This window comes from Vibrio cyclitrophicus (assembly GCF_024347435.1).
Lineage (GTDB): Bacteria > Pseudomonadota > Gammaproteobacteria > Enterobacterales > Vibrionaceae > Vibrio > Vibrio cyclitrophicus.
Genome location: NZ_AP025481.1, coordinates 306,755 through 332,570, shown reverse-complemented (window position 1 = coordinate 332,570; position 25,816 = coordinate 306,755). Strand labels below are relative to the sequence as shown.

Annotated in this window: 24 protein-coding genes; 9 read left to right on the top strand and 15 right to left on the bottom strand. The window is 42.9% G+C overall.

All coding sequences use genetic code 11. The features are described 5' to 3' along the window. Positions 1-365: 365 nt before the first annotated feature. From phnW to OCW38_RS16510, 4 genes are all read left to right on the top strand, one after another. The gene (gene phnW / locus OCW38_RS16525; protein WP_010428755.1) at positions 366-1,469 is read left to right on the top strand and encodes a 2-aminoethylphosphonate--pyruvate transaminase; all 1,104 of its coding nucleotides are present in this window, start codon (positions 366-368) and stop codon (positions 1,467-1,469) included. Next, positions 1,469-2,890: an aspartate aminotransferase family protein gene (locus OCW38_RS16520; RefSeq protein ID WP_010428752.1), complete on the top strand. Its 1,422-nt coding sequence runs from the start codon at positions 1,469-1,471 to the stop codon at positions 2,888-2,890. Before phnW ends, OCW38_RS16520 begins: the two co-directional genes overlap by 1 nt. 127 nt (positions 2,891-3,017) lie before the next feature. After that, positions 3,018-3,836, top strand: a complete 819-nt coding sequence (gene phnX / locus OCW38_RS16515) for a phosphonoacetaldehyde hydrolase (protein ID WP_010428750.1) — start codon at positions 3,018-3,020, stop codon at positions 3,834-3,836. A 329-nt stretch (positions 3,837-4,165) separates the two neighbouring features. After that, entirely contained in the window at positions 4,166-5,236 is a 1,071-nt protein-coding gene (locus tag OCW38_RS16510) for an OmpA family protein (RefSeq protein ID WP_016791788.1), read from the top strand. Positions 5,237-5,375: 139 nt separating this feature from the next. On the opposite strand, the gene OCW38_RS16505 is transcribed toward OCW38_RS16510, so the two are convergent. Continuing rightward, positions 5,376-5,774 carry an OsmC family protein gene (locus OCW38_RS16505; RefSeq protein WP_010428733.1) on the bottom strand — a complete coding sequence of 133 codons (399 nt, stop codon included), beginning with the start codon at positions 5,772-5,774 and terminating at the stop codon, positions 5,376-5,378. Between the two features lie 196 nt (positions 5,775-5,970). On the opposite strand from OCW38_RS16505, the gene msrB reads away from it, so the two are divergent. Beyond that, positions 5,971-7,113, top strand: coding sequence for a peptide-methionine (R)-S-oxide reductase MsrB (msrB, locus tag OCW38_RS16500; protein ID WP_022570982.1), 1,143 nt, complete (start codon positions 5,971-5,973; stop codon positions 7,111-7,113). 82 nt (positions 7,114-7,195) lie between these two features. Here the strand turns inward: msrB and OCW38_RS16495 are convergent, their stop codons facing one another. Together OCW38_RS16495 and OCW38_RS16490 are read right to left on the bottom strand one after the other, a co-directional pair. Further along, on the bottom strand, positions 7,196-8,563 hold the full coding sequence (locus tag OCW38_RS16495; protein WP_010428729.1) for a TrkH family potassium uptake protein: 1,368 nt from the start codon (positions 8,561-8,563) through the stop codon (positions 7,196-7,198). Positions 8,564-8,572: 9 nt separating this feature from the next. Then, entirely contained in the window at positions 8,573-9,232 is a 660-nt protein-coding gene (locus OCW38_RS16490) for a potassium channel family protein (RefSeq protein ID WP_010428726.1), read from the bottom strand. Between the two features lie 184 nt (positions 9,233-9,416). Here OCW38_RS16490 and OCW38_RS16485 point away from each other — a divergent pair, with 184 nt between their 5' ends. The 3 genes from OCW38_RS16485 (at position 9,417) to OCW38_RS16475 (ending at position 13,612) form a co-directional block, all read left to right on the top strand. Beyond that, positions 9,417-10,550: a mechanosensitive ion channel family protein gene (locus tag OCW38_RS16485; RefSeq protein WP_016789430.1), complete on the top strand. Its 1,134-nt coding sequence runs from the start codon at positions 9,417-9,419 to the stop codon at positions 10,548-10,550. A gap of 74 nt (positions 10,551-10,624) precedes the next feature. Further along, positions 10,625-12,172 (top strand): mannose-1-phosphate guanylyltransferase/mannose-6-phosphate isomerase, encoded by a 1,548-nt coding sequence (locus OCW38_RS16480; protein WP_016789429.1) that lies wholly within the window; start codon positions 10,625-10,627, stop codon positions 12,170-12,172. Between the two features lie 15 nt (positions 12,173-12,187). Then, positions 12,188-13,612, top strand: coding sequence for a phosphohexomutase domain-containing protein (locus OCW38_RS16475; protein ID WP_016789428.1), 1,425 nt, complete (start codon positions 12,188-12,190; stop codon positions 13,610-13,612). Between the two features lie 117 nt (positions 13,613-13,729). On the opposite strand, the gene aroG is transcribed toward OCW38_RS16475, so the two are convergent. The 10 genes from aroG to OCW38_RS16425 form a co-directional block, all read right to left on the bottom strand. Further along, positions 13,730-14,782, bottom strand: coding sequence for a 3-deoxy-7-phosphoheptulonate synthase AroG (gene aroG, locus OCW38_RS16470; protein ID WP_016767690.1), 1,053 nt, complete (start codon positions 14,780-14,782; stop codon positions 13,730-13,732). 353 nt (positions 14,783-15,135) lie between these two features. Continuing rightward, positions 15,136-17,526, bottom strand: a complete 2,391-nt coding sequence (locus OCW38_RS16465) for a putative bifunctional diguanylate cyclase/phosphodiesterase (RefSeq protein WP_102421092.1) — start codon at positions 17,524-17,526, stop codon at positions 15,136-15,138. A gap of 10 nt (positions 17,527-17,536) precedes the next feature. Continuing rightward, positions 17,537-18,574 (bottom strand): polyamine ABC transporter substrate-binding protein, encoded by a 1,038-nt coding sequence (locus OCW38_RS16460; RefSeq protein ID WP_010428706.1) that lies wholly within the window; start codon positions 18,572-18,574, stop codon positions 17,537-17,539. 430 nt (positions 18,575-19,004) lie between these two features. Further along, positions 19,005-19,235 (bottom strand): DUF3820 family protein, encoded by a 231-nt coding sequence (locus OCW38_RS16455; protein WP_010428703.1) that lies wholly within the window; start codon positions 19,233-19,235, stop codon positions 19,005-19,007. 12 nt (positions 19,236-19,247) lie between these two features. Next, positions 19,248-19,919 (bottom strand): DUF3313 domain-containing protein, encoded by a 672-nt coding sequence (locus OCW38_RS16450; protein WP_016788892.1) that lies wholly within the window; start codon positions 19,917-19,919, stop codon positions 19,248-19,250. Between the two features lie 99 nt (positions 19,920-20,018). After that, positions 20,019-20,372, bottom strand: a complete 354-nt coding sequence (locus OCW38_RS16445; protein ID WP_010428699.1) for a hypothetical protein — start codon at positions 20,370-20,372, stop codon at positions 20,019-20,021. A gap of 133 nt (positions 20,373-20,505) precedes the next feature. After that, positions 20,506-21,480 carry a heme o synthase gene (gene cyoE, locus OCW38_RS16440; protein ID WP_010428697.1) on the bottom strand — a complete coding sequence of 325 codons (975 nt, stop codon included), beginning with the start codon at positions 21,478-21,480 and terminating at the stop codon, positions 20,506-20,508. Continuing rightward, complete coding sequence (locus OCW38_RS16435) at positions 21,470-22,525, bottom strand: COX15/CtaA family protein (RefSeq protein ID WP_010428695.1); 1,056 nt, start codon at positions 22,523-22,525, stop codon at positions 21,470-21,472. Before OCW38_RS16435 ends, cyoE begins: the two co-directional genes overlap by 11 nt. Positions 22,526-22,573: 48 nt before the next feature. Then, positions 22,574-23,182 carry a hypothetical protein gene (locus OCW38_RS16430; RefSeq protein WP_010428693.1) on the bottom strand — a complete coding sequence of 203 codons (609 nt, stop codon included), beginning with the start codon at positions 23,180-23,182 and terminating at the stop codon, positions 22,574-22,576. Further along, entirely contained in the window at positions 23,175-24,122 is a 948-nt protein-coding gene (locus OCW38_RS16425) for an SURF1 family protein (protein WP_261896292.1), read from the bottom strand. The genes OCW38_RS16430 and OCW38_RS16425 overlap by 8 nt, the downstream gene beginning before the upstream one ends. On the opposite strand from OCW38_RS16425, the gene OCW38_RS16420 reads away from it, so the two are divergent. Beyond that, positions 24,010-24,240 carry a DUF2909 family protein gene (locus OCW38_RS16420; protein ID WP_010428690.1) on the top strand — a complete coding sequence of 77 codons (231 nt, stop codon included), beginning with the start codon at positions 24,010-24,012 and terminating at the stop codon, positions 24,238-24,240. The two genes, OCW38_RS16425 and OCW38_RS16420, sit on opposite strands and share 113 nt — an antisense overlap. Before the next feature lie 37 nt (positions 24,241-24,277). Here the strand turns inward: OCW38_RS16420 and OCW38_RS16415 are convergent, their stop codons facing one another. Continuing rightward, on the bottom strand, positions 24,278-25,162 hold the full coding sequence (locus OCW38_RS16415) for a cytochrome c oxidase subunit 3 (protein ID WP_010428687.1): 885 nt from the start codon (positions 25,160-25,162) through the stop codon (positions 24,278-24,280). Between the two features lie 38 nt (positions 25,163-25,200). Then, on the bottom strand, positions 25,201-25,809 hold the full coding sequence (locus OCW38_RS16410; RefSeq protein ID WP_102357123.1) for a cytochrome c oxidase assembly protein: 609 nt from the start codon (positions 25,807-25,809) through the stop codon (positions 25,201-25,203). Positions 25,810-25,816: the final 7 nt, after the last annotated feature.

Below are 25,816 nucleotides of genomic sequence, written 5' to 3'. Positions count from 1 at the left end.
TGCCAAAATTAAAAGTTATCGAGGTTTAAAGCTGCCTAGTTTTGGAAGCAACCAATGTTTAACGTTTCTTAAATTAGAAGCCTCATTAAGAGGCGCCTATATCCATAAATTCATTTAGGTTGTTAGTACACGCCTTTACATTGGTATGTACCAGATTGAGAGTATTAACCTAATCGACTTTTATGACGGTTAAATGAACAAAAAATGGCAATTTAAAGATCGGAAAATTTCTCAACACAAGTGACAAATTTGAATATTAAGCTTTTGTTAAAATAACGTTTGGGCTATTTACGACTGCTTAAATTGGTTGTTAAAGTAACCAGAAATACTGGTATAGTCCAAAATACAAATCACGAGAATTGAACATGAGAAACGAATACCTACTACTGACACCGGGTCCTCTATCTACTTCTGAAACCGTTCGCCAAGCGATGCTAAAAGACTGGTGTACTTGGGATGATGAATACAACAAAGACGTTGTTGAAGTGATTCGTAGCAAGCTTGTGACTTTGGCGACTAAGCAGGCGGGATATACAAGTGTATTAATGCAAGGCAGCGGCACTGCTTCAGTTGAAGCAACAATCGGTAGCGTTATCTCTAACAGCGGTAAGCTTCTTGTTGTCGATAACGGGGCGTATGGTGCTCGCATTGCTCAAATCGCAGAATATTTAAACATTCCATGCCATGTCGTTTCCCCAGGTGAAACATCACAGCCTGACTTGAACAAAATGGAAACGGCATTGGCCATGGATTCAGACATTACTCACGTGGCGATTGTGCACTGTGAGACCACCACAGGCATGCTGAATCCAATTGAAGAGATTGCCAAATTGGCAAAACAACACAACAAAACCGTCATTCTTGACGCGATGTCGAGCTTTGGCGGTATTCCTATGGATATTGCTGACTTGGGTATCGATTACATGATCAGCTCAGCAAACAAGTGTATTCAAGGTGTACCTGGATTCGGCTTTGTTATTGCCAAGCAGTCAGAACTGGAGAAGTGTAAAGGCCAAGCTCGCTCATTAAGCCTTGATTTGTTTGACCAATGGCACTGCATGGAAAGCAACCATGGTAAATGGCGCTTCACCTCTCCGACTCACACGGTACGTGCTTTCTACCAAGCCCTGCTTGAACTAGAACAGGAAGGCGGTATCGAAGCTCGTCACAATCGCTACCAAACCAACCAAACCACATTGGTTGCTGGCATGCGTTCTCTTGGCTTTGAACCTTTGCTAAATGATGACCTTCATTCGCCAATCATCACCTCTTTCTACTCTCCAACTCATAGCGATTACCAATTCAAGGAATTCTATGACCGTTTGAAAGAACAAGGTTTTGTGATTTATCCGGGCAAGGTTTCAAACGCAGACTGCTTCCGCATCGGTAACATCGGTGAAGTTTACCCGTCAGACATTGAAGCCCTCATTGGCGCAGTGAAAAACGCTATTTACTGGGACATCAAATAATGACGACGACCAATCAAGAGCCTGTTCTAAAGGCAACACACTTTCGAAGTGAAGGCGATGTGAACACCACGCCAGCGCGTGAAAAGTGGAATGAGTCGCTAAACGATGATGCGACTCAAGCGATGTTAAAGCGCGATTCTGACGTGTTTCTTCATCAAGCGATGTCAACGCCTTGCCTAGACACACTTGAAGCTGCAGAAGGCATCTACATACAAGATGCAACTGGCAAGAAGTACATGGACTTTCACGGTAACAATGTTCATCAATTGGGCTACGGCCACCCACACATCATTAATAAAGTGACTCAACAAATGGCGTCATTACCGTTTTCACCGCGTCGCTTCACCAATGAAACAGCCGTTCAGTGCGCTGAAAAACTCACGCAGATCTGTGGTGGTGAATTGAACCGTGTGTTGTTTGCTCCAGGTGGTACTTCAGTTATTGGTATGGCACTCAAACTGGCTCGACATGTCACCAACAACTTCAAAGTCGTTTCATTGTGGGACTCATTCCATGGTGCGTCACTCGATGCAATTTCAGTGGGTGGTGAAGCCTGTTTTCGTAAAGGTATGGGCCCGTTAATGGCTGGCGTAGAACGTATCCCACCAGCGGTCTCTTATCGTGGTGCTTTTTCGCTTCGCGGGCAAAACCCAGGCGATGCGAACGAGACCGCATGTGATGTGCACTACGCCGATTTCCTTGAGTATGTGATTGAAAAAGAAGGTGGCATTGGTGCCTTCATTGCCGAAGCAGTGCGTAACACCGATGTTCAAGTACCAAGCAAAGCTTACTGGAAGCGCATCCGTGAGATCTGCGATAAGCATAACGTCATGTTGATCATCGACGACATTCCAAACGGCATGGGTCGCAGTGGCGAATGGTTTACACACCAAGCTTTTGATATCGAACCTGACATTCTTTGTATCGGTAAAGGTTTTGGCGGCGGCTTGGTTCCAATTGCAGCCATGGTCACCAAAGATAAATACAACACGGCAGCGCAAGTCTCACTGGGTCATTACACCCATGAGAAAAGCCCTATTGGCTGCGCGGCAGCACTCGCAACCATGGAAGTAATTGAACAAGAAAACCTACTTGAAAAAGTACAAGCGGACAGCGAATTCGTACGTGAACAGCTGCTTCAAATGAAAGAGAAGTACCCAGTCATTGGTGACGTTCGCGGCATCGGCCTGCTCTGGGGGGTGGAATTGGTCACAGATCATATCACCAAAACCCGAGCGTTCGATGAAGCGGAAGCAGTACTTTACCAATGTCTAAACGATGGTCTGAGCTTCAAGGTGTCACAAGGTAACGTGATTCAATTGAGCCCACCATTGATCATCAGCCGCAGCGAACTAGAAGTCGCGATGTCTGTATTCGAAAAAGCGATAGCAAAAGTCTGCAAAGACTTTGAATACCTTTGAATCACCTTTTAAAGCACGTCTTGAAGCAATAATTTCAAGCAACCAATAACCTAAAGCAACCCGTAACCTCCCGACTGAACCTTTGAATTTTAAACAGGCGGGAAGTGACACACAATAGGACATTATTATGAACACTACATCACCTATCCAAGCGGTTATCTTTGACTGGGCTGGCACTATCGTTGATTTTGGATCGTTTGCTCCAACAAGCATCTTCGTTGAAGCATTCAGACAAGGTTTTGACTTTGATATAGACCTAGCAGAAGCGCGTGAACCTATGGGGATCGGCAAATGGGATCATATCCAAGCGGTCGGTCGAATTCCAGCTGTTGACGCTCGTTGGAATGCTCAGTTCGGACGCTCGATGACCAGTGAAGACGTTGATGCGATCTACGCGGCATTCATGCCTCTTCAGAAAGCAAAAGTAGCCGACCATGCCGAACCAATCTTGAATGCAATAGAGGTTGTGAATAACCTAAAGGAGAAGAACGTAAAAATCGGTTCTTGCTCAGGTTATCCGCGCGAAGTGATGGATGTTTTAATTCCTGCTGCTGCAGATTACGGTTACCAACCAGACAATGTAGTAGCAACGGATGACTTACCGCAAGGTGGCCGTCCGGCTCCATTCATGGCGCTTAAAAACGTCATTGATCTAGGTGTAACTAGCGTTGCTGCATGTGTGAAAGTAGACGACGCTGCACCGGGGATCGATGAAGGTCACAATGCAGGTATGTGGACAGTAGGCCTTGTACTATCAGGTAACGAGGCTGGATTGACGTACCAAGAATACTTAGACGCAGACGAAGCAACACTTGCATTGGCACGTGAAAAAGCGAGCTTGAAGCTAAACAAATCAAACCCTCACTACCTGATTGATACTATTACAGACTTACCTGGTGCAATTGCCGATATAGAGAAGCGTTTACTCGCCGGCGAACGCCCATAAAATTTATAAAACACGAGCAGTAAATACACACAAAAAGTAAAAATTAAACCTCGAGAACCGAACAATGGCACGAGGTTTCTTCATTTCCAACATTTGAGACAACATACTATTGACAAATAAAACAGTAAATAGCACTTTAAATATATAATTTTTAACAATTTCATTGACTACGATACGCAATCAGATTAACAATATAAGTACTAAGTAAAAAATAGATCCAGCTGGACCAACGCCTTGATTTACTTATTATAAGCAGTGTCATCAACTAATAAGTGATCGTTTTACTGGCAAGTTCAGATAACAATAATAGTTAATCCAAGGATAAGATTATGAAAAGACTGTCAAAAATCATGTGTGCTGTTGTTGCCGCTTCAGGCTTAGCTGCTGCTCCTTCAATTGCTGCAACCACTTATGTTGGTGCAAAAGTCGGCCTAGGCTGGTTAGACAGCGCGTGTGTAAGCGGTACTAAATGTGATGATGATGCAATTGGTGCTGGTATCTACTCTGGTTATAATTTCACAGAAAGACTTGGCATTGAGTTGAGTTCTGATTTCTTAGGTGATTACAAAACTAGCTTTTCGAAGAATGGCACTACATCATCGTTTAGCGATCCTTTGATCGCAATTTCCTTAACTCCAATGTACCGCCTACCGGTACAGCAAGAGTTTGACGTATTCTTCAAAGCGGGTCCTGCTTACATTTCTCACGGTGGTGAAGATGATGTTGTTTTCGCTGCTGGTATCGGCCTAGAGAAGCAGCTGTCTTCTAATTGGGCGGTGCGTGCTGAATACCAATACTTCGATGATTTCGACGACAACTATGTTCAAGATCTGAACTCAAACCTACTGTCTGTTGGTGTTAGCTACAATTTCGGTACAGGCAACACAACGGCATCAGCGGCTGCAGCAGCAGCTTCTGCCGTTGCTGTAACACAAGCACCATCTGAGCCAATCACAGAGCCTGCAGTTGTTGTGGAAGAGAAAACAACGGTAGTTGTTACTAAAGCGCAAACTGAAAGCTTCTCTCAAGGTATGTTTGAAACAAACAGCACTGAACTGTCTACCGACGGAAAAATTGCTCTAATGCCAATCGTTGAAGTACTTAAAGCTCACCCACAATCATCAGTTGATGTTGTTGGTCACACCGATTCAACAGGTTCAGCAGAATACAACATGATGATCTCTAAGAAACGTGCTGCTGCTGTAGCTGCATACATCGAAGAGCAAGGCATTGAATCAGACCGCATTTCAGCGTCTGGCCAAGGTGAAGAGAATCCTATTGCATCAAACGATACTGCAGAAGGCCGCGCTCAAAACCGCCGTGTTGACGCAACTATCCCTGCTTTTGAATACCAGCAAGAAGTACAAGTAGAAGAAGTTATCGTAGAAGCTGCTGAGTAATAGCACTCTACCTTAATTGCAATAATAAGGGCAGAGTACTTGAAAGTGCTCTGCCCTTTTCTTTATCTGCCTTTGCCCATAAACCGTAAGCTGTAAGCCGTAAAAATCAGCCTCACGCCAAAACGGTACAATCAGAAGACTAGACGATTTCCCAACTGTGGGTCATTTCTACGCCCTCACCCAGCATTAGGCACACTGAACAGTACTTTTCTAACGAATCTGCACATACCTTAGCGACAAGCTCAGGAGTAAGATTATCACCAGACACTTCAAAATGAATATTAATTACGGTAAAGATTTTTGGTGCGGTTTCACGACGTGTCGTTGTTAGTTTTGCGTTACAACCTGTGATGTTCTGACCTGCAGATTTCAAACCATCAACCACATCAACAGAGCTACAACCACCTGCGGCCATTAATACCATTTCCATAGGGCTTGGCGCCGTAGCACCGCCACTTCCATCCATCACCACAGAGTGCCCTGATTGAGACTTACCCAAGAATTTAAAGTCTTCGACCCATTTAACTTCTGCTTGCATGTTGTTCCTTAGATGTACAAACGTCATCATTATCTAGTGTTTTATATCAATGCCTACACCCTACTACTGGCGGCATTTAGGAGCAAGATTTTCTCTATGGCATATTTTTTTGTAAATGATGTAATTTTTTCCATCCAAAACCTGTCTCTATACGTACATTCAAAATCGGATGAAAGAACGTCAAGATGAGGTATTTATGAATAAATTATCTAAAATATTGGTATCACTCGTGGTTGCCCTGCCACTGATTTCGCTATTTGTGAGCCAAGCTGGCACTGCCAATACAATGGATAAAACGGCCAATTCGGGAAAAAATGAAATAGCAACACTGGCCGGAGGTTGTTTTTGGTGTACAGAATCTGATCTAGAAAAACTACCAGGCGTAACTGACGTTATCTCTGGATATTCTGGTGGCGAATTAGAGAATCCAACCTACAAGCAAGTCTCATCCGGTAAGTCAGGGCACATCGAAGTGATTAATGTGACTTATAATCCTGATGTCGTTAGCTACGAGCAGGTACTTGACCAATTCTTCAGACACATAGACCCAACTGATGACAAAGGATCATTTGTCGATAGAGGTCCACAATATCGACCTGCTATTTTCTATCGTAGCCAAGAGCAAAAAGACGTAGCTCAGAATTTCATGATGGAAATCGACAAAGCTCAGATCTTTGGAGAGCCATTGAAAACCGAACTGATTAAATTTGAAAAATTTTGGCCAGCAGAAGATTATCACCAAGATTATTACAAGAAGAGCAAAGTTCGTTACAACTACTACCGCTATGCATCGGGTCGTGATCAGTATCTAGATAAGATCTTCGGTGAAGATAGAAAAGAAAACCCGAAAACTATCCGTCAGCTCATAGACAGCAAAAATACGACAACCAATACTAAGACCTACGTTAAGCCGTCTGATGCAGAGATTAAAGCAACGCTAACCTCACTGCAGTACGATGTGACACAGGATGATGCAACAGAGCGTCCGTTTGATAACAAATACTGGGATAACAAGCAGGAAGGTATTTATGTCGATATTGTAACGGGTGAGCCGCTATTCTCTTCAAAAGACAAATACAAGTCTGGTACAGGTTGGCCGAGCTTTACTCAACCAATCAGTGAAGCATATGTCGTAACCACCACTGACTACAAACTGCTTTACCCAAGAACAGAGGTTCGCAGTAAGTTTGGTGATTCTCACCTAGGACATGTATTTAAAGATGGTCCAAAGCCAACGGGTCTACGATACTGTATGAACTCAGCCGCCATGCGCTTTATCCCAGCGGACAAACTGGCAGACGAAGGCTACGAAGAATATGTAGAACTATTCGAGGGCTAATAGCTAATAAATAAAGCTAGATATTAAACATCAAAGCCAGCATATCGCTGGCTTTGTTTTAGTTACCGTAAAACCCACAAACTTAACCTGTTAACACCGTATCTTCTGGGTATTTCAACAAAGAAGGCTCTGGGCGAGCTAACATGTAGGCCAAAGTCAAAGGTCCAATCCGTCCAATCACCATCACTACAATCATAATGTATTTTCCCGGTTCAGAAAGATTAGCCGTTAACCCTGCCGTCAACCCAACCGTAGCAAAAGCAGAGATCACTTCGAACATCACTCGATCAAACGCCGCCTTTTCAGTCAGCATTAACAAAAACATCGCGGTCGTTAATAGCGCTCCGCTGACCACAATAATGGCCAAAGACTTTGTTACCACTTGCCAAGTTACCGTGCGTTTGAACATCACTACATGCTTTTTCTGACGCAGGAACGTCCACGTCGCGACAAATGCCACAGCAAAGGTCGAGACCTTAATCCCACCCCCTGTTGAGGTAGAGCCTGCACCTATCAACATCAGTACTATCATCACCAACAATGCGGGCTGAGTGTACTGAGACAAATCGACACTATTGAACCCAGCAGTACGTGCACTCGCAGACTGGAAAAACGCCGCTAACCACTGACCTTGGATAGACAAACCTTCCATCGTTGCAGGGTTACTTCTCTCCAGTAACCAAAACAACACAGTACCAACTAACAATAGGGTAGGAGTCGCCGTTAGCATTATCTTGGTATGCAAATGTAAATGCTTGAAACCCTTGCGCCAGTTACTAGATAAGTCACCAACGACCGTAAAACCTAAACCACCAAAAATAAATAGACCAGCCAGAGTGAAGATCACCAATGGATCGTCAACAAAGCTCATCATACTGTCTGAAAACAGAGCAAAACCAGCGTTATTGAATGCGGATATCGCATGGAAAAGTGCGTAAAAACTTCCCGTTGTCCAGCCCATTTCAGGAATCCAACGAAAACAGAGCAACACAAAACCAATAAACTCTGCAACCAATGCAAAAATGATGATCTTCTTCACCAATTTCCGAAGGTTTATCTTACGATCTTGCCCAAGCGCTTCTTTCGCTAACGCTTGTTGTTTCAAACTTAGCCGAACACCAAACATGTAGAGCAATACCGCAGACAGCGTCATCTGCCCCAACCCACCAACTTGCATCAAAAACATCAACAAGATCTTTCCAGATAGAGTGAAATGCTCACCAGTATCAACCACACCTAAACCTGTCACACTGATCGCTGACGTCGCTGTAAACAGTGCATCTGTAAAGCTGAGCCCTGTCACAGAGAAAACAGGTAACGTAAGTAGTATCGCCGAAGGAATAAGCACCGCGAGAAAGCTCGTCAGGATAACCTTAGGTTCAGAACCTTTCTTGCGCTTTTCATCTTGCTCTAAAGCGTAAAACAGCCCTCTTCGATTTAACGAATTCATAGACTCACCTTACGATAAGTTTTTGAGTTTATGAGCCAACAGCGTCTTAGGTCCCGCAATAATGACCACATCACCAATTTCCAAACTGATGTCTAACGATGGCGCTTTGGTTAAGTTCGGGCCACGCTTAAAGCCCAAGACTTGTACATCAGTTTCTTTACACAGACTTAAATCGCAAAGTCGTTTGCCTAAGAATTTATGACCGATTACGATTTCTGTCATCGCTAGTCCACTGCCCAGGTCGATAAACTCAAGCACGCGTTTGTCTAACATTTTTCGGGCAACACGTATTCCCATATCTCGCTCTGGCATAATGATATGATCGGCACCAATCTTAGAGAGAATCTTGCCGTGAAACTTATCATTGGCCTTAACCCAAACCGTTTTAGCCCCAGCTTCTTTGACGACCAGTGTCGCTAGAATACTAGAGTTAACATCCGCCCCGATAGAGACCATGACCATGTCATAGTCGTCCAATCTAAGCTCAACCACAGTCTCTTCATTGGCACAGTTAGCAACAATCCCCTGCGACACAAAAGCGGCCGCTTCTTTCACTTTCTCTTCATCAATATCAACAGCAAGAACTTGAGCTCCTGAATCTTGAAGCTCCTTACACACAGACAGACCAAAGCGCCCTAATCCAATAACTGCAAATTGTTTGTCACTCATTCACCGCTCCATTTAAAAAGCTACTTAACGTCGAAAACCGATGACTAAATTGTCTTCATACCGAAAAACGACTATATATGCATAGATAAATAAAAATGTCAGCTAATCGCTTGATTTATAAAGGTAGAGAACAAAAGTGATTTCTGCTAATTTCTAACCCATAATTTCTGCGGCAGTACACACAATGAATGAATTCGTAACCCAAGTTCAAACCTACATCAACCAGAGCCATAGTGATTGGGCAAATAGTGTTCTATTTATCACCATTGCGAGTTTTTTCGCTTGGGTAGCTTGGCGACTTATCCATAACCGTCTAGAACTACTGGTTCAGAAGACCCAATTTCATTGGGATGATCTATTACTTGAAGCACTAAAAGCACCTGTCAGCACGTTACTTTGGTGTTGGCCTGCAACTGTCTCTATCGGCTTAGTCCTTCAAGATCAATTTGGTAATGAGATCAACTGGTTAAAAACACTTAAGCATATATTGATTATATGTACATTTGTATGGTTTACATTACGGATGATCAGCAACTCTGAAGCGTATGTTTTAGAGCAAAAAAACAGAGATGAAACCACAGTTCAAGCTATCGCGAAGGTCGCTCGGCTGTTCTTCATGGTGATGGGTGGCCTAACTATCATGCAGGCGTTTGGGCTCAGCCTATCTGGTTTACTCACCTTTGGTGGTGTCGGTGGTTTAATTGTCGGTCTGGCTGCGAAAGATCTACTATCTAACTTCTTTGGCGGCATGATGATTTACTTCGACCGACCGTTTAAAGTCGGCGATTGGATACGCTCTCCCGACCGTCAAATTGAAGGAACCGTAGAACGCATTGGCTGGCGTATGACGATAATTCGCACTTTTGATAAGCGTCCTCTTTATGTTCCAAACTCAGTATTCAGCAGTATTGTAGTAGAGAACCCATCGAGAATGCTAAACCGCAGAATCAATGAGACCTTTGGACTTCGTTATCAAGATGCAGACAAACTCGCCCTCATTGTTGATGACGTAAAAACCATGCTTGAAAACCACAAAGATATCGATGCCAAGCAAACACTCATCGTCAACTTTGATAAATTTGGGCCATCAACGCTAAACTTCTTTATTTACACTTTTACAAAAACCGTCAACTGGGTGAGGTACCACAAAGTTAAACAGGATGTGCTGTTACAGGTATTAGATATTATTCATAAGCACGATGCCGATATTGCATTCCCAACTCAGACACTTAAGATTGACCCTCAAGACATTGATCGCTCTCAAGACATTAGTCGCTCTCAAGATCTTAGTAATTCACACCCTGAGACTAATAGATAGCCAAGGTCGATAAAAAAGATGTGTAAGGCGTGATAACATGGTGGTAGTAGTCCTATATAACTCATTACCACTTTATGATTTTACCTGTCATCTTAGCTGGCGGCTCTGGTAGTCGCCTCTGGCCATTATCTCGCGAACTCTACCCCAAGCAATTTCTAAGTATTGCTGGTGAGCATTCAATGTTGCAACAAACACTGCAACGCTTACACGGTCTAGAAAAATTTGTTGTTGATACTAATTGTGATGCCCCTTTCATCATCTGCAATGAAGAACATCGTTTTATCGCTGCCGAACAAGTACGATCGGCAGAGCTTCAACACAGTGGTATTCTGTTGGAACCCGTTGGAAGAAACACGGCTCCCGCGATCGCATTAGCAGCCTTACAAGCTTTAGGTAATTCGACAGATAACAAAACAAATGATTCTGACCCGATCTTGTTAGTATTGGCTGCCGATCATCACATCGCTAAAACATTGGAGTTTCAACAAGCCGTGAGTCGTGGTGTCGAGTATGCCGAACAAGGCAAACTGGTCACATTCGGCATTACTCCTAGCTCCCCTGAGACAGGTTATGGTTATATCAAGCAGGGTCTGCCTATTTCCTCTATTAACCAGGCAAACAACAGCACTACAGCGACAGACAACAAAACTACAGAACAACCCGTCCATCATGCTTATACCATTGAGTGCTTTATTGAAAAACCAGATAAATCAACAGCAGAAAGTTACGTTAGCTCTGAGCAATACTTGTGGAACAGCGGCATGTTTATGTTCAAGGCGTCACGCTATCTTGAAGAACTAGCCGAACATCACCCAAGAATTTTAACAGCCTGCAAGCGAGCTCTTGCAAAGCAAAATACCGACCTCGACTTTATTCGTATCGATGCCGAAGCATTCAAACATAGCCCAAGCGATTCCATCGATTATGCGGTGATGGAAAAAACTTCACACGCTGCAGTGATCCCAATGGACGTCGGTTGGAATGATATCGGCTCATGGTCTGCTATTTGGGACGTAAGCGATAAAGATGAACATAACAACGTCATTGAAGGTGATGTGTTAACCGTCGACTCTCAGTACAACTACATTCATTCTGAGAATAAACTGGTGGCGACTGTGGGGGTTGATAACCTTATCATTGTAGAAACCAAAGACGCCATACTGGTTGCTGATAAGAACAAAGTCCAGGGTGTTAGATCGATAGTAAACCAACTCCACCAAGCTGGTCGAACAGAGCATCTTCAACACCGAGAGGTATTTAGGCCTTGGGGGAAATACGATGTTGTTGATTTAGGAAAGCGCGACAAAGTGAAGCGTATTACCGTGAAGCCTGGCCATAAGCTTTCGCTACAAAGGCATCATCACAGAGCTGAGCATTGGGTGGTGGTGGCAGGTACTGCAAAAGTAACCAATAACGACAAAACGTATTTAATCGAAGAAGATCACTCCACTTACATCCCTTTAGGTCATATTCACAGCCTAGAGAATCCAGGGAGGCTCCCACTCGAGATGATTGAAGTACAAACAGGGAGTCACTTGAGTGAAGACGATATCATCCGATATCAAGACAGCTATGGACGAGAAGTTTTAGACGACCATCAATCTAAAAGCACCACGGAATAAAGTGACGACTGCATAATGAAACCAACATTAGATCTCAGTTGCTTTAAGAACAACGATATTCGTGGCATCATCGGATCTCAAATCAGTGAGCCGTTCGCCTATTTGCTCGGCAAGGCATTTGGCGAATACACCCTATCCACGACACCTGAGACATCATTCGATGGCTTAGCTCAAGTGGTGATTGGTCGTGATAACCGAGAAACGTCCCCTTCATTACAAGAAGCCATGACCAAAGGCTTAATCGAGTCTGGGATAGCCGTCATAGACCTAGGTATGACTGGCACTGAAGAAGTCTACTTTGCGACTCGTCACCTAAAAGCGATTGGCGGAATACAAATCACAGCCAGCCATAACCCAATCAATTACAACGGAATGAAATTGGTAGGCGTAGGTGCCAGTCCGCTCAGTAAACATAGCGGTTTGAATGAGATAAAGCAGCGAATTCTCAATCTCGAGTCTAAGCTAGTTAACCTTTGCGATAACCCAACCGTGGCTCAGCACGCCGATGCTGAACATCTATCTACTTTACAACCTTATATCGACCACCTGCTTTCATATATAGCTCCTTCTAAACTGTTACCAATGAAAATTGTGGTGAACGCAGGAAACGGCGTTGCCGGGCATATAATAGATGCTTTAGAAGACCGCTTTACTGCACTCGATACCCCTATTACTTTTATCAAGGTTCAACATACACCTGATGGAAAATTCCCAAATGGCATTCCCAACCCATTGATTAAAGAAAATCAAACAGCGACTCGAAATGCAGTCTTAGAACATTCCGCAGATCTAGGAATTGCGTGGGATGGCGATTTCGACCGTTGTTTTTTCTTTGACGAAAAAGGCAATTACATTGAGGGTTATTATATTGTTGGTTTGTTAGCTGAAGCATTCTTAATGAAGGAGCGTAACGCAACCGTATTGCACGACATGCGTATGACATGGAACACGATTGAAGTCGCCAAGCAACTTGATGGAAACGCTATTGCAGTTAAAGCTGGACACGCACTGATAAAAGAAAAAATGCGGCAAACCAACGCTATTTATGGCGGAGAAATGAGTGCTCACCATTATTTCCGTGATTTTGGTTACTGTGATTCAGGAATGATACCTTGGCTATTAGTTATCGAACTGGTCTCGAAAACTCAACAGTCCCTTTATCAATTGACTAGTGTCAGTATTAGTAAATTCCCGTCATCTGGGGAGATAAATCGAAAAGTATCCAACCCAGATCTAGTCATAGCTTCGGTATTAGCATACTACCAAGACTGCGCCGTTTCGATCGATTACGTCGATGGTCTTAGTATGGATATGGGATCGTGGCGCTTCAATTTAAGACAATCGAATACAGAGCCATTAATACGTCTCAATGTAGAGACCAAGCAAAATCCAACTTTATTATCAGACAAAGTAAAAGAGCTACTGTCTTTTCTCGTATAAACGAGCTTAACCCCCAAACCTAGAGCCTAACCTAAGCGGTGTAACCCACATAAAAAGCCCTCATTAGTTTTCGCTAATGAGGGCTTTTTATGTCTAAGCTACCTTTCGGTGGCTATTCTATTTATTACGACGCGCTTCAACAGCGTCTGCTAGTTGACGAAGTACTGTTTCAGTATCTTCCCAGCCAATACAAGCATCGGTAATAGACTGACCGTATGTTGCCGCCTTGCCATCAACCAAATCTTGACGACCTTCAACTAGGTGAGACTCAATCATCACACCGAAAATTGCTTTGTCTCCGCCAGCAACCTGTGCACTTACATCGTCAGATACGTTCATTTGACGTTTGAACTGCTTAGAGCTGTTTGCGTGGCTAAAATCAATCATTACTTTTTGTGGTAGACCAGACGCCGCCAGTTCCGCTTTGATCTTACCTACATGCTCAGCACTGTAGTTTGGCTCTTTACCGCCACGCAGAATGATATGACAATCAGGGTTACCTGCCGTTTCAACGATAGCTGAATGACCATACTTAGTCACTGATAAAAAGTGGTGAGAAGCACCTGCCGAACGAATCGCATCTGTTGCGATCTTGATGTTGCCATCAGTACCATTCTTAAAACCAACTGGACAAGACAGACCAGAAGCTAGTTCACGGTGAACTTGAGATTCAGTCGTACGTGCGCCAATTGCGCCCCAGCTAATTAGATCAGCCACATATTGAGGCGTAATCATATCTAGGAATTCACTTGCCGTTGGCATGCCAAGATCGGTTAGATCAAGCAGTAGTTTACGCCCTAAACGAAGACCATCGTTTAGTTTGAATGTATCATCCATGTACGGGTCATTAATTAGCCCTTTCCAACCAACAGTTGTACGTGGTTTTTCAAAGTAAACACGCATTACGATTTCAAGCTTATCGCCTAGTTCATCACGCAGTACTTTCAAACGTTTACCGTATTCAAGTGCCGCTTCTGTGTCATGAATAGAACATGGGCCTACGATAACAAGTAAGCGATCATCGCTGTCTTCTAAAATATTGTGAATCGCTTTACGGCTTTCAAAGGTTGTAGAAGAAGCAATTTCTGTCGCTGGAAACTTTTCTAAAACAGCAACAGGTGGTAATAACTCTTTTACTTTGTTAATTCTTACATCATCAGTCTGGAACATTGCTTACTTCTTCCTTTTTTCTATCCTTGAGCTGAATGTACGTTGTCTCACGTAACTTTCTATCAGCACTAATCTTCTTGTTCCCTGTAACTTAACTAGTAAAAACTCTAGTTTCAATCACTAATTGAAAATAAACGCAATTTTTTTTGTGTTTTATATTTAAAACACCCTGTACAACATTATTTACACGCTATCGATTGCGTAATTTATAGGGAAGGAAGAGCATCTATTCTGCATGTATGTAATAGACCTGCATCGCTTGATAAGGAGCAGCCTAACGTCACCGAGAAAGCAGGAAAAGCGATGTATCATTCCAAAACTCAAAACCAGTATGATTTTATAGTGTCGGATCTCTAACTGTACTCAGGCAAAGACCCTCTTTTCCACGCATCGATAAAATCATTTTCTCTTAAAGGTTTGGATAGTAAAAATCCTTGTACTGCCTGACACCCTTTGCTTCGAACGTAATCCAGCTGACTTGCTGTTTCTATGCCTTCTGCAATGATATTGAGATCATAAATTTTGGCCATTTCTATGATCACTTCGATGAGCTGTTTATCTGTTGATTCAGAATCAATAGCGTTAACAAACATACGGTCGATCTTAAGCGTATCGATAGGGTAACTTATCAATTGACTAAAGGCCGTATAGCCAGTACCAAAATCGTCGAGAGAAACCTTTACTCCTAGCTCTTTCAATTCCTTAAGCCTCTCGATGTTCTGTTTATCTCCAGGTATAAAGCAGGTTTCAGTGATTTCCATTTCGACCATGTGGGCTGGAATTTCATAGCGCATTAGCATTCCAGAAAGTACATTGACAAAGTCGGAATTAGAAAGCTGCCAAGATGAGAAGTTAATCGCTAACGTACCATCGAAGTCCAGGTCTTGTATCCAAACTGATAGCCTCTGCAGAGCATTCTCTAAAACCCAATAATCAATATGTTTAATTAAGCCTGACGATTCTGCTATTGGTATAAAATCGGCTGGCCCATATGACCGTAAAGCCTCGTAGTTCGTTCGTATTAAAACTTCAGCACCTTTTATCTTGCCCTTTTCTATATCATAAACAGGCATATAGGTTAGATACATCTGATTAGTTCTAATCGCCTCTTTCAGATCTTCATTGATTTGAGCATGACGCTTTATCTCCCTATCCATCTCCTTTGAATAGAATTGATAATGATTTTTTCCCGCAATCTTTTTGCAACTATACATCGCTGAATCTGCATTGTTGACCAATTTGGTGACCGTTTTAGCATCATCAGGGTATACCGAAATACCCACACTAACACCAACATCAAATTGAATCCCATCCACTTCGAAGCCGCTCTCAAAGAGAGATAGAATTCGATCAGCAAACTCAGTAAGTATATTTAAGTCGTCCAACCCTCCCACGATGATGGCAAACTCATCACCTGATAACCTCGCAAACTCAACATCAGATATAGTTAGTGTTTCCCACTCAAAATCAACAAAGCTCTCGACGAGGCGCTCTGCAAACACGACGAGTAAGTGGTCCCCTATATGATGCCCATATTTGTCATTCACGTGTTTAAAGTTATCGATATCAAAGTAAATAACCGCGCCCTTTTTATCCGTTTTAGTGCAGTTATTCATTATGCGTGTGATATCTAGATTGAATTTTTTTCTATTTGGTAAGCCCGTCAGAGAATCTTTTTTTGCTAATCCATCGAGCTCAGTGATCAAGTTAATAAACTTATTAGTAAGGATGGAGACTTCGTCGTTACTTTTAGAACGTTCTATGTAGACCAAATCATCATAATTTACGGACTCTACTTGCTCACTAAGCCTCTCTACTGGCTTAATAACCTGTTTTACGATAAGCCATTTTAGTATTAAGAAACTAACCACAGTGACTAACAATACAATAACGGCATAAAGAAGCTGAAAGGGTTTATACCACTCATTGAGTTGTTCTTGGGGGAGACAAATTTTAATAGACCATAAGTCATGCACTAATTGAAAACCAAATTCATAGTCTGGCTGGGTAATCTCTTTTATCTGTTCTGCGTTCGTCAGCGAATGCGAGGTAGAATTAGGTTTAAGTATTAGCTGGGCATATGGACCAACCTTACTTTTTACCGACTCTTGGAATTCGTCATAGTGTCCCGCTTTAGCGCGAATCACTGCTGTTAGTAACGTCTGGCCTTTAGAAAAAGTTGGGATAGTAAAACTTTGTTCGGGTGTAAATGTCTTTATGATAAAAAACTCAGGGCCTTCAACCCCGTCGTCTAGTTTGTAAGTAGAGGCGTTAACGCGAGCAACACCTTTCAAATCTAATGCTTGTTTAATCGTAGCAAGGTGGTCCGTCACAACCGTATCAGCAGAGTATTTTTTAAATGGATCTGACGTATTAAAGTATATAAGCTCTTCGCCATTAATATCCACCAGAGCAAAGCTTTCGATCGCACCGTGGTTGAGCTTCAACTGATTAATATACCTCGCTAACTCTTTCTCCATGTAATACTGAGTGGTGTCATCATATATTTCAAAAAGATACTTTTGAATATAGTAGCTCTCTAGACTCATTCTAATTGCGAAATCTAACTCTCTAAACGCTTCATTAAGGTCATGAGAGATATAACCAAGCTCGTTATGTAATTTTTCAGATAGCGACGAATTCAGATGCATTTTTTGACTGGTATACGAAAACACACCGGCGATGGAGAAGATAACCACCATAACGGGAAGCAAAATATAATTGATCTTTAGCGACAGTTTCATTTTCTGTCTTTTATTTTTGGTTATGAATAACAGTGAGTATTTGACTTCTCAGATCTGAAGCTTCTTTACTCAATGTTTTATAGGTAAACGATGAAGTGTTATCTAATGCCATTGGGAACAACTCTTCATCTTGCAGATACTCATCAGTTGCGAAATCCAATACGTGTCTATTCGAGCTTGCGAACCACATCTCCTCGGCATTTACTGCTGCTATCTCTGGTGAATTAATAAAGTTGAGAAACTCAATTGACGCCTTACTAACAGGCTTTTCTTTATGAACACTGAAGCATTCATGCCACATCAGAGTTCCTTCTTGAGGAATCGTGTAGGTCCAATCATCTTGCTCTGTATACGACGCAATTTGTTCTTTTTCTCCTGAGTAGATAACGGTAACTTCCATTTTAGAAGCAGATCTTTTATCTAGAGCATAGCCAGTACCGGCTCTCATTACTAATAGCTGATCACGGACCTTCATCAATAGTTTGTACGCTTGGGCTAGTTCAACTTCATTTTCGGTCATAGGATCAAACCCTAACGCCAATAATGCGATTGCTATGGTGTCCACATCATCATCGGGGATCACGACGGTCTGGGGATTCTGTAATGCGTAATCGAAAACATCCATCCAAGAGGTTATCCCTTCGGTAGCCTTTGAAGAGCGAAATGCGACCCCCATTGTACCGTTAGAATATGGAATACCGTACGACCCACATACTCCGCGAGATATATCGGTGAAATATGAATTATCTCCCTCCAGAACATTGGACAAATCCCCTAAAATACCTTCTCTGCCCAGCTCATCAATGGTTAGCCCATCAATGATAAACAAGTCGTAGGCTAGAGCTTTCCCAGAATACACCACAACATCTCGCAGCATTTCACTTTCAAAATAGACCTGAGATACGGTATGTCCATATTGCTTTTCGAACTTTTCTATCACGGTATCAGAGATATAGTCTTCCCAAGTGAAAATCTTGATCTCTTCAGCAAAACTCTGAACTGAAAAAAGAATAGAACAAGTTAAAGCAAAGCAAGTTAAAAAACGCATCAGATACCTATTACTACTTATTTCTATGGAGTCCAATTATGACGTTGACTCTAGTATTTATAATAATTACACGCGTAGTTTGCCTTCTTACATGATATGGATTCAAGATCTATATTAGATTTTGAACAAATAATTGACTTGCAATAGATTATGGTTAGGTAGAGAGTTGATAGGGTAATGTATGGGCTTGTTCAAAGGGGGGGAATAATATAATCATCCGCGTTACGTGCATAGTAGAAACGGTGATCAACACCAGATCCAATTCATTTTTAATGTGTTCTCTCCTGAATGCATATCTGCCAAGCTCCTGATAAGTTTCATTTGCTATAGGTCGTTTGTATTCGTTGAAAGAACGATTAAGGCATTTCCATTAATATGCATCTTCCCCCTTAAACCTTTCTTTTGTTTAAGAGCTTAGACGCAGCCATAATTATAGATCTTCAGGGAAGTGGTATTTTAGAGGCTTGACGACACTATCAAGCCCTTCAATTTTCAAAGCAAGGCACAGTTTTAATAAGTCGCCCAACTCGCCAGACGGGAAGCCTTTCTTATCAAACCAGAGCAAATATTCTTCAGGTAAGTCAATCAATGCGCGGCCAGCGTATTTGCCAAATGGCATTTGCATTCTAGCTAACTTAATCAGGTTCTCTTTCTCTAGCATTACGTGCTCTTTCTATGCGTCGTCGATATTCTGTAGAGTATCACCTAAACGTTCAATCCAGTAGTTGATCGCATCTTTGGCATCGTCCAAAGAGTCAATCATCGTCGAAAAATCTTTATTGCCTGCTTCACGGTCTATTGCTGCAAACAATGGTGTGCCATCTTGTGCATCGCTCACCAGGAGTTCAACACTCGCGCTTCCAACATTGGTGTGCTCACCCGTTGTCACCTTGGATATCGTAGACATAGCGAGGCCGAATGGCAAAACACTACTTGTCACAGCTAAGATAGGATTTGGGGTTTCAACGTTACTCAAGGCAATACTTAAACGTAGTGTTTTACCCGTAGGTTCACCAACAATCGCTTTATGAGGCGATATCTTCGCCTCCAAACAGCTCACCATATGATCAATGAGCTCTTCGATCTCTTCCGGATCTAGTGTCCCTTCTTCTGCAAGAACAAAAATTTGGTCGATCACCACAGAATCATAAGAGTTTAATTTGGATTTCAATCGTTGGGCGTCACGTAGTCCAATCCTTGCCCAAACTAAATCGACACCGCTATCAGGACCAGGCTGAAAGTCTTCGTAGGTGGTGAATTTGGTTTCGGTTATAATCGGACCGCCTGCACAACCAAACAAGAAAATGCTGGTTGCGACAAGCACAAGAAGTTTTGAAGGGTTCATAGCGCACTTAGGTTAAATTTAACACTCGACATAAGTATGCCATACCCTAAGAGAAAATATTGTAGAAAAAGGATTTAAAACTCAGAGCTAGATCTAAAATTAGTCTCGCTGAACAGTGTGGGCATACTCTACTATCACTTGATTACCTTCGATGTAAGCATTTTGAATCTCACCATCAACACTCATACGACTTTTCAGATAGACTACTTTAGGCCCTGAATTATTCGCTTCTTTCAACGAAGGGAACACATTTCTAGGTTCTAAATGAAGTAAGCGGCAGAAATGGCTAATGAAGGACATGGTTAGTGCCGTTTCCCCTCTTAGCACTCTTGAGAAATCAAGTTGGTTCATTCCTAGCTTCTTTGAAAACTCCATTTGCGTAATTCTCATGCGCGATTTTTGTGACATCCACGTTTGATATAACGCGTCTCTATCTTGCTCAGTGAATTCCATTACCGGTTCCTTTATATAATTCATGTCAATCAATTGTCCGGTTTTTCATACATAACATGTCAGAGTTAGGTTAGTGGAAGCCAAAGGTTTGGTCTGATATAAGGAAAACCTTATGTAGTTCAGCGCAAAGCTGTCAAAGCAAATAATGATCCGCCAACAGAGCGACAAATAAGATCATTAGGTGATAAATGGAGAACTTAAAGGTCTTCATCGCCATATTGGGCTCATCACGATATTTAAGTACCCAAGCATGATAAACAAACCCACCGTTGAGCACCAATGAAGCGCTTAGATATATCCAACTACTCATGCCGACCAATACCGGCAATATACACACGATGCTAAGCAACAAGGTATAGAGAAAAATAGAAGTCTTGGTGTATTCGATTCCGTGAGTCACAGGCAGCATGGGGATATTCACTTTGGCATACTCATCACGACGATGAATCGCCAACGCCCAAAAGTGCGGAGGCGTCCAAATAAAGATGATCATCACCAACAACCAAGCATTTGAATGCAATTCATTAGTTACTGCCGTCCAACCTAATAAAGGGGGCATAGCGCCAGCGATGCCTGCTATCACGATGTTTTGCGGCGTTGCTCGTTTCAAGTACATGGTATAAATCACGGCATAACCCAATAAGCTTGCAAAGGTTAACCAAGCGGTCAGTTGATTGACCCACACCACTAACGTGACAAAGCCAAGTAAGCCGATACCAGCAGCAAAGCTGAACACGTGCACACTGCTCAGTTCACCCGATGGCAAAGGACGTCGGTTTGTTCGAGTCATTTGCCCATCAATCTTTTTATCGATCAAGTGGTTGAATGCAGCTGCCGAACCTGCCATCAGCCCTATCCCAATCATTCCGAACAGAGTTTGTTGTAAGGGCAATCCATTGGGTACCGCTAAACACATCCCAACCAGTGCTGTAAGCAACATCAAAGCCACCACTTTTGGTTTGGTCAGCGTTAAATAGACTTTCCAAGTGGCTTTGTTTTTTGTAGCAATTTTGTTACTTAAAGCTGTGTCATTGTTGGTTGCTATCTTATGAGTTAAGGCTGCGTCTTGAGCCACCACTTCATACTGTGTTGACGTTCTACTGACCATGATTACCTCCTTGTAATACGCTGTTCTTCACCAAGATCTCACTCGGTTTGCGTTGCCACACGACAAAATTGGTTACAACCATGCTGATGAGCAACATCGCTGCGACTAGGTTATGCAAAACCGCAACTAAAATTGGCAGATGAAACCATACATTACTGATCCCAAGGCCGATTTGAGTAAACAAGACTATTGCGACAATCACGCTCAGCTTTTGGTGAGGCGCTTGGCCAAATTTCCATAGCTGGAACACGATCATCAGCACCGTTAACGTCGCCACAATAGCCCCGAACCTGTGCATGACATGGATGGTAAGCCTCGCGGGATATTCCAACACACCAAACTCATAGTTATCGTGTCCATGTTGAGCAAAATCGAACGCATTTTTGAAGTCGAGGTAGCTCATCCAGTTACCTTCACAAATCGGCAATTGGGTACACACCAAAGCGGCATAGTTTGACGATGTCCAGCCACCTAGCAGTATCTGCCCGACTACAATGAGTAATCCGAATAGTGCCGAAATTTTAAGTGGTGAAGAATAGGCAACCTCTCCAAAACGGCTTTGGAATTGAGACAAACGACAGTAGAGCAAACACAACAGTGACAGCAACGTGAAGCCCCCCATCAAATGCGCCATAACCACAACGGGCATCAACTTGAGAGTCACCGTCCACATTCCAAGCAAAGCCTGAAATATCACGGTTGCAGAAATAAGTAACGGCAGACCAGCAGTTGTTATATTCTTTTTAATACACCAAGCAACAACGACAAAGATAAGCAGCCCTAATGTTCCTGCAAAGTAGCGATGGATCATCTCTATCCAAGCTTTGTCTGCTTCGAGAGCTCGTTCTGGAAATTGCAGATTCGCTTCAGTCACCGCCAATACATCAGAAGGCACCGTGATCTTTCCATAACAACCAGGCCAGTCGGGACAGCCAAGACCGGCATCAGACAAACGAGTGTAAGCACCGAGTACAATCACAGTCAAAGTTAGGAATATAGTCACTCTCATAATCAACATGAGTAACTTTGGAGCTCCTTTTTGCATTGCTTATCTCCCTATCTAGAATCATCAACGCCGACTAATTACTGGCCTTTACCCCACTCTCGACAACTTGAGTAATTTTCGTAAATCATGAATCATGCCTTTAGATTGGCTGACTAACTGCGAAGGATCAGAAACGCTTTTGTATTCCATAACCAATTGCCCGAGTGGGTCAATTATCACAATGGAAGCTGACGCAAACTCGGAACTTAACTGATCACCACCAGCTAACAAAGATAGATCAGGCTTATCAAGAGAACCCGATAACGAATTACCTTCTGAGACGAAAACAACGGCGGTCACGCGTTCTTTGTTTTTTCCTAACGCTAAGTAGCTTTGATTCAAATAATGAAGCTGTTGTTCACACAAGCTTTCGCACTCCATCGGTGCGATATAACCCACTAACCAACCCTCTCCAGCCATGGGTACCGTTACGCCAAAATCCGCTAGCGTGACTCTTGGTTCTACCAATTCGCCTGAGTTAGTGACACCTGAGGTATACCAATTCTGGTCCAACACAGTTTTGGCGATAATCGCAGGCAAAGTGAAAATTAGAACGAGTCCGATTAATACCAAACGTCCCTTAGTACGACGGCTTCTAAGCTCAGCCATGTTTGCCTCCGTACTTTCACTGTTCACTTGTGCTTGAGATTTATCCATCGTCGTTCTCCGTGATAGGTGTCGCTTTTAAGTACCGATAGCCAATTAACAACATCAAAAACAAAAGTACCGCTGCCATTACAAACCATTGAAATGAGTAACCGAAGTGCTTCTCAGATTTCATTGCCGTCGGTCGCCATAACAACTCATAAGGCCAGGAACCTAAGCTCTGAGGTTGGAAGACAAAGGGCAGCACTTCTTGCCCGGTGTATTGTGATAACGCTGCTATGTTTAGGTTTTGGATTCTATTCGGTGTCGTATTTTCTAAACCCAATTCATGACTTAAAGGATTCACTGAGCGTGTATACAAGCGCCCTGACATTTTGCTTGGTACAGTAATGCTTCCTAATTGCGGTAGTTCTCTTCTGTCATTACTTGCCGCAACAAACCCAAGATCGATCAACAACTGTTTTTCAGCCACTAATGAGTTGTTTTCATCTTCAAGACGAACCTTTCCCAACATGTAAATCACATACCCTACCGTTCCTTGGTTTATCTGGTTGTCTAACAAGAACATCAAGCCACTCGTATTTACCAAATCAACATCAGCCTTTAACCCGCTTAGGGTTTGAGGATTTAATGACTCTTGGCCAGATAAACCCTGCTCTCGCAACTCAGAAATAACGACATCTAAAGGTTGTGGCGATAGCTGTGCTCTCTCTGTCAATTGCTGTTCATAACGCAATTTCTCGTTACCTCGATCTAACTGCCACAAACCCAACTTGATTAAAATGCCGACTGAAACCACAGTTAAAACAACCGCTATCCAAAAACCTTTACTGCGGAACTTGTGTTCATCATCAATCAATCGGTTTGGAGTTATCACTATGGCGTTATCTACCTTTGTGTTGTTATTTAAAATTGTACTGGTCGCTTTGCTGTTTTTTATCGCTTTCAATTTGATGAAAGGTCTAATCCAAATCGCCTCGGGCAAACACAATGGAAAAAGGCTCAGTCACTTTTTGGGTCGTCGAGTGATGTGGTCAGTCGTTGTCGTACTACTGTTATTACTGGCTTTAGGTTCAGGAATGATAACGCCCAACCCTCGCCCTTATTAAGCCCATACAAATCCAGCAGCTAAACCAGCATATTTCGTTAGAGCACATACACAAACACAAACAAACCTAACCAAACCACATCAACAAAATGCCAATACCAACTGCCCGCTTGAAACGCAAAATGATCTTTTGGAGAAAAATGGTCTTTCGCAACTCTTGCCAGTAATACAACCAAAAAAATCGTTCCTAAACAAACATGCAAGCCGTGAAATCCAGTCAGCAAAAAGAAGGTGTTACCGTAGATACCAGACTGAAGTGTCAGTCCCATCTCCTGATAAGCGTGAAGGTACTCTTCAACTTGGAAGAACAGGAAGAAGCCAGCCAGAACAATGGTTATTTCCAACCACACGATTAAAGCCATACGTTTATTCTGTTCAAGACTGATATGTGCCATGTGCAGCGTCACAGATGAAAGCAGCAGTATAATAGTGTTTTTAAGCGGGATACCTTGCCAAGGCATGGCTTGTGTCGTCACACCATCAGGCGTCGTCGTTAATGGCCATATCGACTGAAACATCGGCCACAACACTTCATGGGTCATCGCATTGTTGCCTGCGCCACCAATCCACGGCACTGAAATCATACGAGCGTAAAAAAGAGCGCCAAAGAAAGCACCGAAAAACATGATTTCAGAGAAAATGAACCAGCTCATACCTTGTCGAAAAGATCGAGAAATCTGCTCAGAATAAAGACCACTCAATGATTCCGTGATCACATTGCTAAACCAACCTGCGAGCATGTAAAGCAGCACAGCAAACCCGACTAACAACACCGCTTTTCCAAATACACCACCGGCTGCGTCGGTGCCCATATTTTGCACCGTCAAGCCAGCACCAACCGCGACCAAAAACAGTGCTACAGCACCCACCAATGGCCAGTGGCTTTGATGTGGAACGAAATAAACTTCCTTTTTAGAACTCATCGCTCAACTCCTTATGTTGATACTGGTTCTGTAAATCCCTAGTTACTTGCGAGCACGTTAGGCTCAGGCTTACTTGCCTCTCCACTCACCTGACTCGTGATGTTAAACAGCGTATAAGAGAGTGTAAGCGTATGTATTGATTCAGGAATGTCAGGATCAATGTAAAATATTAATCCCATTTCGGCACTCTTGTGCCCCTCTAATGGTTGCTGATTGAAACAAAAACATTCCATTTTGTTAAAGTAAGTGGCTCCCATGCCTGGAGAAACCGATGGTACGGCTTGGCCAACCAATGAGGCACCGGATAGGTTTTTAGCGATGTAGTTAGTCTGAATCACCTTACCAGGGTGAACCTCTAACACTTGAACTTCGGGCGAGAACTGCCACGGCATATCTGGCTTGATGTGGGACATGAATTCAACGCGTACCGTACGAGAATAGTCGGGCTGCATTCCCTGAGGTTGAACGGCAGAAACCGTATTGGTTTTGCCGTTGATCCCTAGGGCGTCACACATCACATCGTAGAGCGGCACCAAAGCAAAACCGAAACCAAACATCGCAACCACACTCAACACCAAATAACCCGTCAGCTTTTTGGATGAACGTTTAGGTTGGTTTTTATCTTGATCGCTTTGCTTATCACTCATGGCTCTG